Origin of the sequence: uncultured Dialister sp. (genome assembly GCF_900538805.1) — a bacterium.
Taxonomy (GTDB): Bacteria; Bacillota; Negativicutes; order Veillonellales; family Dialisteraceae; genus Dialister.
This window is the reverse complement of the sequence record NZ_UPZP01000056.1, coordinates 1-14,246: the sequence shown is the minus strand read 5'-3', so window position 1 is coordinate 14,246 and position 14,246 is coordinate 1. Positions and strand designations below refer to the sequence as shown.

General features: G+C 52.9%; 10 protein-coding genes and 1 other annotated feature. Of the genes, 5 read left to right on the top strand and 5 right to left on the bottom strand.

The genetic code is table 11. The features are described 5' to 3' along the window. Positions 1-1,054: 1,054 nt before the first annotated feature. The 3 genes from mdcA to madL form a co-directional block, all read right to left on the bottom strand. On the bottom strand, positions 1,055-2,728 hold the full coding sequence (gene mdcA / locus QZQ29_RS06175) for a malonate decarboxylase subunit alpha (RefSeq protein WP_296961199.1): 1,674 nt from the start codon (positions 2,726-2,728) through the stop codon (positions 1,055-1,057). A 247-nt stretch (positions 2,729-2,975) separates the two neighbouring features. Beyond that, positions 2,976-3,740: a malonate transporter subunit MadM gene (gene madM, locus QZQ29_RS06170; protein ID WP_296961197.1), complete on the bottom strand. Its 765-nt coding sequence runs from the start codon at positions 3,738-3,740 to the stop codon at positions 2,976-2,978. Between the two features lie 12 nt (positions 3,741-3,752). Then, entirely contained in the window at positions 3,753-4,148 is a 396-nt protein-coding gene (madL, locus tag QZQ29_RS06165) for a malonate transporter subunit MadL (protein ID WP_296961194.1), read from the bottom strand. An 812-nt stretch (positions 4,149-4,960) separates the two neighbouring features. Here madL and QZQ29_RS06160 point away from each other — a divergent pair. The 3 genes from QZQ29_RS06160 to QZQ29_RS06150 all read left to right on the top strand — a co-directional run bounded on the left by QZQ29_RS06160 (position 4,961) and on the right by QZQ29_RS06150 (position 8,426). Next, complete coding sequence (locus QZQ29_RS06160) at positions 4,961-5,332, top strand: endonuclease domain-containing protein (RefSeq protein ID WP_296961191.1); 372 nt, start codon at positions 4,961-4,963, stop codon at positions 5,330-5,332. Between the two features lie 607 nt (positions 5,333-5,939). Next, positions 5,940-7,661: a histidine kinase gene (locus QZQ29_RS06155; RefSeq protein ID WP_296961188.1), complete on the top strand. Its 1,722-nt coding sequence runs from the start codon at positions 5,940-5,942 to the stop codon at positions 7,659-7,661. A gap of 12 nt (positions 7,662-7,673) precedes the next feature. Further along, entirely contained in the window at positions 7,674-8,426 is a 753-nt protein-coding gene (locus QZQ29_RS06150) for a LytTR family DNA-binding domain-containing protein (RefSeq protein ID WP_296961185.1), read from the top strand. A 255-nt stretch (positions 8,427-8,681) separates the two neighbouring features. On the opposite strand, the gene QZQ29_RS06145 is transcribed toward QZQ29_RS06150, so the two are convergent. Then, positions 8,682-9,860, bottom strand: coding sequence for a hypothetical protein (locus QZQ29_RS06145; RefSeq protein WP_296961182.1), 1,179 nt, complete (start codon positions 9,858-9,860; stop codon positions 8,682-8,684). Positions 9,861-9,914: 54 nt separating this feature from the next. Then, positions 9,915-10,209 (bottom strand) — a binding site (T-box leader). A gap of 112 nt (positions 10,210-10,321) precedes the next feature. On the opposite strand from QZQ29_RS06145, the gene QZQ29_RS06140 reads away from it, so the two are divergent. Both QZQ29_RS06140 and QZQ29_RS06135 read left to right on the top strand, forming a co-directional pair. Next, the gene (locus QZQ29_RS06140) at positions 10,322-10,681 is read left to right on the top strand and encodes a hypothetical protein (RefSeq protein WP_296961179.1); all 360 of its coding nucleotides are present in this window, start codon (positions 10,322-10,324) and stop codon (positions 10,679-10,681) included. 352 nt (positions 10,682-11,033) lie between these two features. Next, a complete protein-coding gene (locus tag QZQ29_RS06135; RefSeq protein WP_296961176.1) occupies positions 11,034-12,071 on the top strand; it encodes a hypothetical protein in 1,038 nt (345 codons plus the stop codon). Positions 12,072-12,653: 582 nt separating this feature from the next. Here QZQ29_RS06135 and bioA read toward each other — a convergent pair. Continuing rightward, the gene (gene bioA / locus QZQ29_RS06130; protein WP_296961173.1) at positions 12,654-14,006 is read right to left on the bottom strand and encodes an adenosylmethionine--8-amino-7-oxononanoate transaminase; all 1,353 of its coding nucleotides are present in this window, start codon (positions 14,004-14,006) and stop codon (positions 12,654-12,656) included. Positions 14,007-14,246 lie beyond the last annotated feature (240 nt).

The following is a 14,246-nucleotide window of genomic DNA, read 5'->3' as shown; positions in this document are numbered from 1 at the left end:
AGCTCCGCTCGAGATGACAATTCGGAGAACAGCTTACTGTCATTTTGAGAATTTTTTTGAATCTATAGGCGAAGCAGGAAAAGGGGGCTGTGAAGAAATGATTTATATTTTTTCACAGCCCCCTACGTTACGTGCTTCCCCTACTGCTTCTTATATCACTCAATGCATTACGAAAACATCGCCCTTCAGGGCGGCTCTCAGGTGTTATCATAAGAGGGCACCGTTTATTTCAAAAGGCACCCTACATTCATTTACCATTTACAATTCACCATTTATCATTTCTAAGCGGTGCCCCTTATTCACATAGGTCTTAGACAACAAAAAAGCAGCCCCGAAGGACTGCTTTTTTCACTTGAAAAGCTCCTGATTCGTCCCATACTGCTGCACGGTAGGGCTCAGGCGTTCTGTTTCAATGAATCGGCCAGGGGTAGCCGCCGGGGCGGAATGTCTGTGTCGTCAAGGAAGAACAGGTATAGCCATGGTTGCCACCAGGATTTCTAGCAGGTTTTTCCTCAGGAGTTTTTCTGTTTTCGGTATACCGGAGAGCGCCGATTCATGAGAAGTTCTTTCCTTTTCCCCTGCCCCTTATAAGGAAAGCGCCTGGCAGGAGGAAATGGATGTCACTTCGGAGCTCCATCATTGCTCTCTGCACATATAGTCCGGAAGAGTAAGGGAAAGTATCAGGGGGCCGAGGAAGCGGCTCGGGTTCATGGGCACGCCCTTTGGGCGTGAGGGTTAAGAGGGTTCAGAGGGGAAGGTTCTTAGGATTGACCGGCCTTTGGCCGGAGGGTCCAATGTGCCACCGCTTGCGGGTGGAAAGGTGGTACGCAGTACCAAAGGGGGAGGGGTTATGGTGGCGGCTTTGCCGCAAATTTTATAAGCTGCTTCGCGGCGGTATTTATATTCATTGCCCGCAGGGCAATCCTTAGCCCTCAACCGCGAAGCGGTTGTCAATCCTAAGAACCTTCGGCCCATCGGGCCGTCAATCTTGAGAACCCTTTGAACAAAAAAAATCGCCTCATAGCGAGGCGATTTTTTGTTCACTATTTCCCAATTACCAGTTTCTGAATTTAGCTGGCGGGTTATAGAGGCCGCCGGACCAGTCTACCAGGTCTTTCATGTTCTTGGCAGCCAGAAGGTCTCTGGTGGCTTCTGCGGGGTTGATGCCCAGGTCTTCCGGAAGTTTTACGATGCCTTCTTTGCGGAGTTTCTTGGTGATTTCCGGATTTTCCAGTTTGCCTACGTCGGTGTTTCCTGCTACGGCGCGGATGGCGTCCATTCTTTCTTCCATGTTGTGGCATTTATGGAGGTAGGCGATACCTACTTCGGAGACGATGTGGGTGAGGTCGTCGGAGTAGATCATGATGGGTTCGAGGTCCAGGTTGGCGTTCTTTTTCAGTGCTACGGCGTCAAGCTGTTCTACGAAGCCCGGGAAGCCTTTGGCGGAAACGGTGGTAATCATCTGGACTACCAGTTTCTTGCCGCGGTTGGCGTCGCCCATGAGTTCGAAGCGGTTGGCCACTTCTTCGCCGGCTTTCTGCCATGCCGGGGTAACGTGACGGCGTCCTTTGGCGTCGCAGCCCATGTTCGGCGCGCCGCCGAAGCCTGCCACGTTGTTCTTGGTGGCGGTGGAGGAGTTGCCGTATTTATCGATCTGCATGGTGGAGCCGATGAACATGTCCGCTGCGTAGTGGCCTGCTGCCTGGCAGAAAGCTCTGTTGGAACGCATGGTACCGTCCGGTCCGATGGCGAAGATGTCGGGGCGGGCTTTGATGTATTCTTCCATGCCCACTTCGGAGCCGAAGGAGTAGACTGCCTGTACCCAGCCGGTTTCAATGGCCGGAATGAGGGTGGGGTGCGGATTCAGTACCCAGTGGGTGCAGATTTTGCCTTTGAGGCCCAGAGATTCGCCGAAGGTGGGGAGGAGGAGTTCTACGGCGGCGGTGTCGAAGCCTACGCCATGGTTCAGGACCTTGACGCCGTATTCAGCGTAAATGCCTTTGATGGCCATCATGGCTTTCATGATGCGGTCATCCGTAATCTTGGCGGGGTCTCTGGTGAAGAGAGGGTTCAGCAGGTAAGGGGTTGGGCTTTCGATGACGAAGTCTACCCAGTCCGCTGGAATGTCCACTCTGGGGATTTTATCTACAATCCTATTAACCTGGAAAATGACGATGCCCTGGTTGAATTTGGTCGCTTCTACGATGGCCGGTGTATCTTCTGTGGAGAAGCCGGTGTAGATATTTCCGTCTTTATCGGCAGCATCGGCGCAGACCAGGGATACTCTGGGCACCAGGTCGATGAAGTAGCGGGAGTACATTTCCAGATAGGTATGGATGGCGCCCAGTTCGATGCCGTCGTTCTGTACCATCTGGGCCAGCCGTTTGCCCTGGCTGCCGGCATAGGCGAAGTCCAGTTTACGGGCGATGCCTTTTTCAAACACATCCAGATGTTCCGGAATGGAAAGGGTGGACTGAATCATGTGGAGGTCGTGCACCTTGGCGGGATCCACTTCACACAGTTTCTTGGCCAGGAAATCGGCCTGTTTCTGGTTATCCCCTTCGATATTCACCTTGTCACCGGGGCGGAGGACTGCTTCCAGCAGCTTCACCGTATTGGCGGGGTCTACGATTTTACCATCGGCATAGGGAGCGGCGGCTGCAATGCGGGCAGCGGTGTCGTCTCCTCTGGTATGCCAGTTCTTATTGCACGGTTTGATTTCCAACATAATATCAATCCTTTCTTATGATATACGATAAGCAGTGTGATGACCTGCAGGACTTTCATAAGTCCGCAGGTTCTTTTTGATTATACAGGTTCTTTTATTATAAGTCCTTTACTTTTTCAGGTGCAGGGCACCGCCGGGGTGCCCTTTGCCCGAAAAGGAAGGGAATCATTCCGGATCCGCCTCCTGTGAGAGATGGGACCGCTTTGAATCCCGGAGCGCTTAGCCGGAATGGATAGTCATGACCGCCTCAGAAGAAGAGGGTGGTCAGGAAGTAGAATACAGAGGGGAACAGCAGGCAGCCCAGGCCGGTGTAGAAAGTGGCGGTCATGGCTGCGTAGGGAACCAGCTTCGGGTTCACTGCTGCCATGCCGGCTGCGGTGCCGGAAGTGGTGCCCATGATGCCGCCGAATGCCATAGCAGACTGGGGGTTGTTAATGGAGAGGGGCTTTGCCACGAAGGGGGTAACCACCATGACCAGTACGGATTTCACCACGCCTGCGGCGATGGAAATGGCGATGACTTCAGAAGAAGCACCCAAGGCTGCACCGGTGACCGGTCCTACCACGAAGGTAGCAACGCCGGCGCCGATGGTAACCAGGTCGATGGCGCTGGTGTATCCCAGAGGATAAGCCACTGCAATGCCTGCTACGAGGCAGATGAATTCACCGAAGAAAAGGGATGCTACGCCGCGCCAGCCGATTTTCTTGATTTCACGAAGGTCTGCACCGAAGGCGGTGGAAACGATGGCGAAATCTCTGAACATGGCGCCGCCTACCAGACCCATGCCTGCAAAAAGCGGAACGTCGGCAATACCCTTACTGCCGCCGGTGGTAACGCCGCCGATGTAAGCCAGTACCAGGCCCAGGAAAATGGCAATGGCGCTGCCATGTACCCGGCCCTTGGTGAGGCCGCCCAGTTTATAGGCCACAAACATGATAATGCCCAGAAGCATGAAGGCAAAAATCATGCCGTTTTTAACGAATAACTTTGTAATCATTGCTGCGATATCCATGATTTTCCCTCCTTATTTGTGATCCTTGGCCAGCGCTTTATCCGATACCGGCGCTTCCGCTTTCTTCTTTGCGAAGAAAGGAATCGCCAGGAATCCGATGACCACTGCCAGCACGCCGCCCAGAACAGCCACCACGCCGCCGGAAAGAGCAGCTGCCACGTTCTGGATGGAGCTCATGGCAACCACGATGGGAATGTACATGGCACTCCAGAATTTAATGCCCTGTTCCTCCGGCGCTTTCATGTATCCCTTCTGGATGGCCCAGGTGGAAATCAGGATGAGGAGAAGCATGGCGAAACCTACGCCGCCGATGTTTGCCTTCACTCCCAGAAGTGCCCCCAGCACATCACCGATAAAATTTCCTGCCATATAGCAGCCGGCTAAAAGTGCAACACCGTAAACAACCATAATAACACCCTTCCTTTCTTTTGAAAAACGGCCGTCCCGCTCCCAAGAAAAAGGGATCTTCGTTTTTCAAAAAACTTGGACCTTTGAGGTCACCTATTTGCTATAATAAAAGCAGATAGGACTTATCAAAAATCCTTTTAATTCCTTCGTTCATAGTATACCTGCTTCCTTTGATAAATTAAAAAATTATGAGGCGAGATGCAGGAAACAGGGGGTAAGATGCAAAGAAAATGCATTGATTTGGGGAATCATAAATCGCATGCTATAGACTAGTGAAAATAAGAAAAGTCTTGTTTATGATTCATAATCAAAAGCGCCACTTACCCTTGCGCCCCCTTGAGGGGGAGAGTGGAATGCAGCACTAATCCCTTGCGCCCCCTTGAGGGGTGGCAAGCGAACGAAATTTGCAGGGAGCCACAGGCGACTGAAAATTTCGTGAGACGCTTTCCCGTGGAGAGAGGGCCACGCAGTGGCGCAGGGGTGCTCTACGGTAAGAATCGTTAATGACTGCATCGGTAAGCAGGCCGCCGGTTGGCTGTCAGCATGGCAGTAGTGTATCACTACCATGCTCCACACCGTACACCCTTTGCCGCAACAGCAGCACTTCCCCTCAAGGGGAAACGAGGATTTCCGGTGCTTACCCTTGCGCCCCTTGAGGAGTGACAAAAGTAGAAAGCGGCACTAATACCTTGCGCCCCCTTGAGGGGGAGAGGGCCGCGGCAGCGGCGCGGGGGTGTACTGTGATAAGAATCGTTAATGACACGTTATGTTTAAAAAACTTTATCCCATGTTTCTTTAGGACAGGTGCTGCTATGACTATAGATAATCGCCATGCACAAATCATACGCTACGCCAAGGAGCTTCGTAAAAACATGACGGAGCATGAAAGAAAGCTCTGGTTCACATTTCTTAAAGACCATCCGCTTCGTTTTTCTCGTCAAAAGGTTATGGATACATATATTCTTGATTTTTACTGTCACAGAGCCAAACTTGCCATAGAAATAGACGGGAGTCAGCATTATGAAGAACGCCAGGAAAACTATGACTTTGAAAGAACTGCATATTTGAAAAAACTTGGCATTCTGGTTGTCCGCTATACAAATCGTGATATTTCGCTCCACTTCAATGAAGTAAAGGCAGATATAGACCGTATTCTGCGGGAGCGGATGGGATTTAACCCCTGAGAGAAACGTTAAAATTTCTCTTGCGCCTCCTTGAGCTGGAGATGACCGCGAAGTGGCGCGGGGGTGCTCTACGGTAAGAATCGCTTAATGACTGCATCGGTAGGCAGGCCGCCGGTTGGCGGTCAGGATGACGATAGAGTGTCATTGCGACGCTCCACCCCGTACACCCTTTTGCCGCAACAGCGGCACTTCCCCTCAAGGGGAAACGAGGATTTCCGGTGCTTACCCTTGCGCCCCTTTGGGGGGCAAAAGTAGAAAGCGGCACTAATATCTTGCGCCCCCTTGAGGGGGAGAGGGCCGCGGCAGCGGCGCGGGGGTGTTCTACAGTAAGAATCGTTAATGACTGCATCGGTAAGCAGGCCGCCGTTCACGGTCAGCCGATTCAAAGGAAGCCCTCTTATTGGGCAGGCTAGAGGCCAACTTCGGCTGACTTGCACATCCTATGCAGAATGTGCACAGTCACTACAGCAATAGAGTGTCATTTCGACGCTCTGCCCCGTACACCCTTTGCCGCAACAGCGGCGTTCCCCTCAAGGGGAAACGAGTTTTTTCGTCGCTAAATCTTTTGCGACCAATCCCCCATCTTTCCTATCGAAAGGATGATAGTATGAATTCCTCATGGATTATCGGTATCCAGCATGTATGGTTCGGCATTTCCATTTTCCTTCTTCTCCTTCTCCTCATATGCCGCACCACTTTTTTCCGTGAAGCCATTTCCGCCAAGCATTTCAGCCGGCGGCATATGGTATTTTTCATCCTGCTTTTTTCCATCCTTTCCATCTGCGGTACCTACTGGAATGTAGAGGCCGGCGGGGGTATCATCAATTTCCGTGCAGTAGGCATCATTCTGGCAGGCTTTATCGGCGGGCCGGTGGTGGGGACGGTGACCGGTGTCATCACCGGTTTCCACCGGGCTTTCTTTATTTCCACGGACGCCGCTTTTATCCACGGCGGGCTCACGATTATCCAGGGCATTGCGGCGGGGTTCCTTTCCAAGCGGCTGAAGAAGCATCATCATCAGCTCTGGATGTGGGCTTTTCTGGATGCCTTTATCCTGGAAATCCTTTTCTGGCTGTTTTTTGCATTTCTCACATTCCCCCAGACCATCAGCCATCCGGAGGATTTCTTTGCCCTGTCCCTGCCTATCATCGTGACGAATACCATCGCTGTGTCTCTTTTCTACATGGTGATTGAGTTCTTTATCCACCAGAGGGATTCGGAGAAGACCCAGACCACGAAGAATACCTTCGACGCCGTGGCGGCGCTGTTTGCCACGCTCCACGACGGGTTCAACGATGCCAATATCTCCAAAATTGCAGAGCTCATGACTTCTTCCCTGCCCAGTCTCATTTGGACGGCCATTTCCTACAGGAATCAGTTCTACACCCGTACCAATTACAAGACGGAAGCAGACGAGACCCAGGGGGATGCGGAAATCGCCATTCTGAAGCTGCAGAAGTCCCTGCCGGATATGCCCCATTTGATGACGCTGCCGGTGACATACCGGCATGAGACGGTGGGATGGATTATCGCCGCCAAGAGCAAGGGCGATACGTTCACGAAGCTGGGCGTCGAATTTCTTCACGGCATCTGCCATGTGATGGAGGCCATTTATGAGTATGACCGGATGAAGGAGGAGGAGAATCTCTTGGCGGAGGCAGAAATCCGGGCACTGCAGGCCCAGATTAATCCTCATTTTCTATATAATACATTAAATACTATCAGCTACTATGTGCGGAGCGATCCCGACACGGCGCGAAAGCTCATCCAGTACCTGTCCGACTATTTCCGCCACAGCCTGAACAATCCTTCCAAGCTCATTCCCCTTTCCGAGGAGCTTCATGTCATCGAATGTTACACAGAGCTGGAGCGGGCACGATTCGGCGACAGGCTGAAGATTACCTACGATTTCCCAAAGGATAAGCTGGACACCATCCAGGTGCCGCCGCTGCTCTTGCAGCCGCTGGTGGAAAATGCGGTGATCCACGGCATTTTCAAACGGCCGGAGGGTGGGAAAATCAAGGTAGGCCTCATCGAACACCCGAAGTATTTCAAAATTTATGTACTGGACACGGGGGTCGGCATTCCCGCCAGGAAACGGAAGAAGCTGCTCATCGACCACAAGCGGCGGGACCAGATCGGCCTCATCAATGTGCACCAGCGCCTCATGTCCCTCTTCGGCAGCGCCTGCGGCCTCCATATCGTAAGTAAGGAAAATAAGGGCACCCTGGTATTTGCCAATATTCCAAAGATTGAAAAGAAAGAATCCTCCCCGGACCAGGAGGAGGATTCCATTACGAAAACCATCGTACTGCCGGATAAGGCATAAGAAAGGAAAGTCATGGAAGAAATCAAAGCACTGGTGGCTGATGACGAGCTCCCGGCCAGAGGAGAATTGAAATATGAGCTCTCCGCCATTCCCGGCGTGAAAATCGTGGGCGAATGCACCAACGGCAGGGAGGTCCTGCAGTTTCTGAAGGCCCACCCTAATGTGGACATTCTTTTCCTGGACATTGAAATGCCCATGATGAACGGTCTGGAGTGCGCCAAAGAAATCCTCAAAATGGACCTGCCTTTGAAAATCGTCTTTGCCACGGGATACAGCCAGTTCGCCCTGCAGGCCTTCGACCTGGAAGCCTTCGACTATATCCTGAAGCCCTACTCCGAAATCCGCATCCGCCGCATTATCGAACGCCTCAACGACAGCCTGGCTTTAAGGCGGGGCCAAACAGTGCCCGGCGAAGTCCAGGTATCGTCCCAGAAAGTTTCCATCCAGACAAAAAATAAAACCCTCATGATTTCTCCTTCCGAGGAAATCGTACTGGTGTGTACGGAAAAATCGGACCGTTCCCTCTTCTACACCACCAGCGGCATCGTGGAATCCAGAATGACCCTCCGGGATATAGAAAGCCTCCTCACCCCGCTGGGCTTCTTCCGCACCCATAAGGGCTACATCGTGAACCTTTCCATGATTCACGAAATCCAGCCCCAGGACAACGGCACCCTCCTCCTCACCATGACCAGCTACGAAAAACAGAAGGTGCCGGTGTCAAGGCACTATATCAAAGCATTCAAGGATGTGCTGCATATATAGGGGCCGCTCCGCGGCCCCGGGTTCAGAGGGTTCAAAGGGTTCAGAAGGTTCAAAGGGGATGGCAGCGCCCTTCGGGCGCAGCTTATAACCGCCTTGCGGCGGCTTCAAAAACTCCCTCTGAACCAGCCCGCTCTGTGGGCGGAACCCATGGTTCGGCGCAAAGCGCACGAACCATAGAACCCGGGCGCCAAAGGCGCCTGAACCCTAACGGCACTTTCGGGAATCCGGCCAATCGCCTCCATTATCTCCAGTCCCTTATGCCTTCTGCCGGTATCCTTCCACCAGTTCTTCTTCCATTTCTTCTCCTTCTTCCTTCTTAAGAATCTTATACACTCCCACGGTGAGGAGGGGCAGGAGGAAGAGGGCCATAAAGGCGTAGGCCAGGGCCATGTAGCCTTTGGCAATGAGGTCGATGATGCCTACCTGGGCCAGGGCGATGGAGGCTGCCATGATGACCACGGTGGTTAAGCCCTTATTCCTGCGGGAGAGGGCGGTTCTTCCCTTTTCTTCCAGTCCCTTGTCCACCCTTGCCAGAAGGGCATGAATCATGCCGGTGGCTGTTTCCACCAGAGTCCATCCCATGATGAAGCTGAAGGCCACCATCATCCAAGAGGGCACGCCGCTTTCCTGCATCATCACCATCCAGGGCACCTGGGCGCCCAGGACGTCTTTGGACGGATAGAATCCCATGACGGAGAAATAAGTAAGGAACCAGGGAATGGTGGCCAGGAGACCGGCCAGAATGCCGCTTACCACCGATTCTCTCCGTTTCGTCTGTTTCTTGATGGTGAAGAAGGAAGCAGGAAATACCACCAGGTTGCAGGCCATGTAGAGGAGACCTGTCCAGAGCGCATGGCCCATGGTGGCATCGGGCACGTAGGAATGGTCCGTCGATGCCATGACGGATGCAATATTTTCGGTGTGGCCGGAAATCACAAGCACTGAAAAGGTGAGGTACCCTGCATAGAGAGCTACGGTACCGAAGGTTTCAAAGAAGGAAATCACCTTTTCACCGTAGAAATTGAGAAGTCCTGCCACCACCATGATGCCTACCACACCGAACCAGTGGGACACGCCGAACATCTGCTGCACCACGGCGCCTGTGGCTGAAGACATGACGGCCAGAATGATGACCATGAATACCGTGTATACCAGGTCAAACACCGGATACAGCGGTCCTGCAATGGACTGGATAAAAGATTTGTAATCATACACATGGTACAGGCGGATAAGTTCATAGCACAGCACCGCCACCAGCGCAAAGCCTGCCATAATGCCAAGTCCCGCATACCAGCCGTAGGCGCCGAATTTGGCACCGTACTCCACGATTTCCCGTCCCGTGGCATAGCCGCCGCCGATCATGACGGACTGGAGCACAATACCGGGGAGCAGGTATTTTCCCAGATTTCCATCAAACATAGATAACACTTTCATTGTAATCCCTCCTTAATTTCGGACAGGGCATGAAAAAAGCCTCTGTCCCCAAAAGACAGAGGCGGATTTCCCGCGGTACCACTCTGATTTATCACTCAGACACTCGTATAACAGATGGAATCAGGAATCAAAAAGCCCCTGTCCCACTCTGGGACAGGGGCGAAATCGCGGTACCACCCTGCATTATACTTATGTCATAGTCCTGTAACGGGCACCCCCGCTTCCCTTACTGTCATTTCAGGAAAGACGCTCTCCAGTGATTGTCCATGACCCGCCCGTACCGGCTTTCACCATCCGCCGGCTCTCTGCCACGTCAGTCCGCCATGTCCATCTGGTTCATCGCTTCGTTATGGACTATTATAGCATCATTTTCCCAGGTGTCAACTGCTGTCCTGATAAAAAAATGGAGACAGCTGAGGAAATGTAAAGCAAGTATTTCAGCATATTTTATGGTATGATAAATGAAATTATTATTTAATAAAAAGGTTCTGAGGGTTCAAAAGGTTCTGAGGGTTCAAAAGGTTCAGAGGGTTCAGAGGGTTCAGAGGGTTCAGAGGGTTCAGAGGGTTCAGAGGGTTCAGAGGGTTCAGAGGGTTCAGAGGGTTGTGGTGGCGGCTTCGCCGCAGTTTTATAGCTGCCTTGCGGCAGCCGGCTCGCTTCGCTCGCCTCCCCCCTTTGGTGCCTACGGCACCACCTTCCTCCACGGGAAAGCGTCTCACACGATTCTCAGGTCGCTGTCGCTCCCCTACAGCACAGCTATCACCGACTCACTGGATTCTCAGGTCACTTTGCTCCCCTACGAATCCAGTTCGCTGGTGTGACTCGTGTTCGCTTGCCACCCCGCTTCGCGGTGGGACTATGGACGCTATTCATTGTGCCATATGACATAAAAGCTAAGCGCAGAGCAAACTTCCCCCTCCGGGGGAAGTGGTGCGTTAGCACCAAAAGGGGTGCATTTCCACGGGCGAAGCCCGGTTATACGGTTTTCCCACCGAAAGGTGGCTTCAAAAACTCCCCTTTGAACCAGCCCGCTCTGTGGGCGGAACCCATCGGTCAGTGCGGCAGCACATGACCGATAGAACCCGGGCGCCAAAGGCGCCTGAACCCTCTTGCTTTCGGGAATCCCCCCCCGCCGTACTGCCTGCTGCCCCACTTAACCAAGGATGTGATGATTTGTCAGTTTCAACCGCCAAAAGTCCCTATACCTGTTTTACTCCCTCCCATCTGATTCTCATGATGGTTACTTTTTTCTATATCTTTATCAACCTCATGCGGCCGGAGTACAAGACCTTTTCCGTCGCCTTTATTGTATGCCTCTTTATCTTCTATACCTGGAGGCGCATCCTCACTATCCTGATAACGGCGGTCATTGCTTTTGCCCTGATTTCATTCTTCCCCTTTCTGGCTCCCGTGGCCTTTATCATTATGCTAGTCATTTTCTTTGCCCGGCTGGGCTACATTATGGACAACTGGCGGGCGGTGCTGGCGGGATTTTATATGTACGGCATGGCGGCCTTCTTTGGCCTCCATTGGTATATGGATCTGCCCTACCGCTTTTTCCTCCGTTATTTCTTTTCCATCAGTCCTGTTTATGCCGCAGCCATGGCCTTCATTGTCACCCTGGGTTTCCACCTTATCATGCTGTGGCTTTATCATAACCATTACACCCTGAAACGGGCCATGCCCATCATGGGTGTGGCACCGCTCCTCATCATCCTGCTCCTCATGCCCTTCGTGAAGGCCATCGACGGTTTCGATACCATGGACACCGTGGACACCACCGATGCTCCCATGGATACAGCAGACGCGCCGGCTGATGTGTACGACTACGCCCATCACAGCACACCGGACACACCAGCCCATGATGTGGTGGATGCCCCCGGCGTTCACCACACCAGCGACTACTTCCGCACCGGACCTGACGGCAGCCTGCAGCACGTGGACGGCTACGAAGCCACCAATCCCGACGGCATCGTGGAAAACAACTTCTCCTACCACGGCGCTGCTTCCCATGACAGCGCTGTAGACATCCCCGCCGACGCCCCGCCGGCAGATGGCATTTCCGCTGAAACCGTGGACCACGCCATGGACTCCGTGGAAACCGCTGTCGACAAAAAGCCCGCTTTCCTTCAGGCAAGAGAAGAAAATAAAAGAAAACAGCCCCTCACCGCCAAGGAAATGATAAAAATATATGGGCCTAAGAAAGAATGATGTAAAAAAGCCTTCCGGCAGTTAAGCCGGAGGGCTTTTTTGGTGTAAAGGTTCTCCCCCATATATAGTGCCCCCGCTTGCGGGGGAAAGGTGGTACGTAGTACCAAAGGGGGCGGATGAAGGTTGTGTAAAAGGGTTCAGAGGGTTGTGGTGGCGGCTTCGCCGCAGTTTTATAGCTGCCGAAAGGCAGCTTCAAAAACTCCCTCTGAACCGGCCCGCGCTGTGGGCGGAACCCATGGCTCGGCGCAAAGCGCACGGACCATAGAACCCGGGCGCCGAAGGCACCGGAACCCTCCTGCTTTCGGGAATACCGCTTCCCGCCGACCGGTATTTACTGGCAAATATCTCACTTACGGCATATACCGAGATCCTTCGCTTTGTGAAGACCCTGCAGAGGGTCTCCAAGTCAGCCGAAGTTGGCCCTCAGCCTGCCCATAAAAGGGCCTTCCTATTGTCGGCTGACCGACCCCGGATGACGGAGGAAGGCAGGAAGTCCGGCAGTCTGATGTCTGATGTCTAACGTCTGATATCTATCATCTATCATCTATCGTCTATCATCTATCGTCTAATATCTGACAGGCTCTACTCTCCCAGTACGGCATGCACCGCTTCGGTGCAGAGTTTCACCGCCTTATCCATATCCTTTCTTTCGATGGTGAGGGGCGGGTTGAAGTAGATAATGTCTCCCATGGGGCGAAGGACCAGTCCCAGGTCCATGGCTTTTCTGAAGATGTGCCAGCCGATGCGTTTGGCGGGGTCGAAGGCTTTCTTTGTCTTGGGGTCTTCCACCAGTTCGATGGCGTTGATAAGGCCGATGTGGCGGATTTCACCGACGTTCTTGTGATGGCCCAGGGCCTTCATGAGCTCTTCGTGGAGGTATTTTCCGTCTTCATTGACCTTTTCCAGGATGTGGTCCCGTTTCATGATTTTCAGTACGGTCAATGCAATGGCGCAGCCCATGGGATTTCCTGCATAGGTATGGCTGTGGACGAAGGCTTTGTGGGTGCCGTAGTCGTCGTAGAAGGCATCATATACCTTGTCGGTGGTAATGGTCATGGACATGGGCATGTAGCCGGCGGTGAGGCCTTTGGAGGTGCAGAGGATATCCGGGGAAACGCCGGCATGTTCGATGGCAAAGAGGGTGCCGGTGCGGCCGAAGCCGGCGGCGATTTCATCGTCGATAAGAAGGACGCCGTATTCATCGCAGAGTTTCCGGAGTTTCCTGAGATATTCCGCCGGATAAATCCGCATGCCCGCAGCCCCCTGAAGGATAGGCTCCACAATGCAGGCCACCGTTTCTTTTCCGTATTTCTTGAAGGCCTCCTCGGCGCTTTCAAAACATTCCACATTACAGTTTTCCCGGGTCTTGCCGTAGGGACAGCGGTAGCAGTCCAGGCCTTTGAAATGGATGTTGTTCATAAGCATGGGGTGGAATATTTTGGCATAAAGGTCCATGGAACCTACGGACAGGGCGCCGATGGTTTCACCGTGGTAGGATTCGGGAAGGCACATGAAACGGGTTCTTTCGGGATGGCCGGTCTGGTACTGGTACTGGAAGGCCATTTTCAGGGCTGCTTCCACGGAGGAGGAGCCGTTGTCGTGGAAGGTGAACTTTGTGAGTCCCTTGGGCAGGAGAGGCTCCAGTTCCCGGCACAGTTCAATGGCCGGTTTGTGGGTGAAATTGGTGAAAATCACGTGCTCCAGCTCATCCACCTGTTTCTTCAGGGCCTCATTGATTTCCGGGTTGCAGTGGCCCAGAAGGTTGCACCACCAGGAAGAAATAATGTCCAGATATTCCCTGCCATGGGTGTCGTAGAGGTATACACCCTTGCCGTGGTCCACCACCACCGGTGGAAATACTTCATTATCCTTCATCTGCATGGCCGGATGCCAGATGTACTTCTTGTCTTCCGCTTCCCAGTTAATGTCTGCCATTTTGTTTACTCCTTTGTGTTTATTGTCATTTGGTCTGGATGGATATGGTGTCAATCTCTGTGAAAAAGGGTTCAGAGGGTTCAAAAGGTTCAAAGGGTTCAGAGGGTGTGGTAGCGCCCTTCGGGCGCAGATATAGCCGCCTTACGGCGGCATTTATAACTCCCTTCTGAACCGGCCCGCTCTGTGGGCGGAACCCATGGTTCGGCGCAAAGCGCACGAACCATAGAACCCGGGCGCCAA

What these genes read in the sequence shown, in the direction of transcription:
- mdcA (WP_296961199.1), bottom strand. Translation starts at nt 2,728, where the DNA reads ATGTTGGAAATCAAACCGTGCAATAAGAACTGGCATACCAGAGGAGAC.
- madM (WP_296961197.1), bottom strand. Translation starts at nt 3,740, where the DNA reads ATGGATATCGCAGCAATGATTACAAAGTTATTCGTTAAAAACGGCATG.
- madL (WP_296961194.1), bottom strand. Translation starts at nt 4,148, where the DNA reads ATGGTTGTTTACGGTGTTGCACTTTTAGCCGGCTGCTATATGGCAGGA.
- QZQ29_RS06160 (WP_296961191.1), top strand. Translation starts at nt 4,961, where the DNA reads ATGACTATAGATAATCGCCATGCACAAATCATACGCTACGCCAAGGAG.
- QZQ29_RS06155 (WP_296961188.1), top strand. Translation starts at nt 5,940, where the DNA reads ATGAATTCCTCATGGATTATCGGTATCCAGCATGTATGGTTCGGCATT.
- QZQ29_RS06150 (WP_296961185.1), top strand. Translation starts at nt 7,674, where the DNA reads ATGGAAGAAATCAAAGCACTGGTGGCTGATGACGAGCTCCCGGCCAGA.
- QZQ29_RS06145 (WP_296961182.1), bottom strand. Translation starts at nt 9,860, where the DNA reads ATGAAAGTGTTATCTATGTTTGATGGAAATCTGGGAAAATACCTGCTC.
- QZQ29_RS06140 (WP_296961179.1), top strand. Translation starts at nt 10,322, where the DNA reads ATGAAATTATTATTTAATAAAAAGGTTCTGAGGGTTCAAAAGGTTCTG.
- bioA (WP_296961173.1), bottom strand. Translation starts at nt 14,006, where the DNA reads ATGGCAGACATTAACTGGGAAGCGGAAGACAAGAAGTACATCTGGCAT.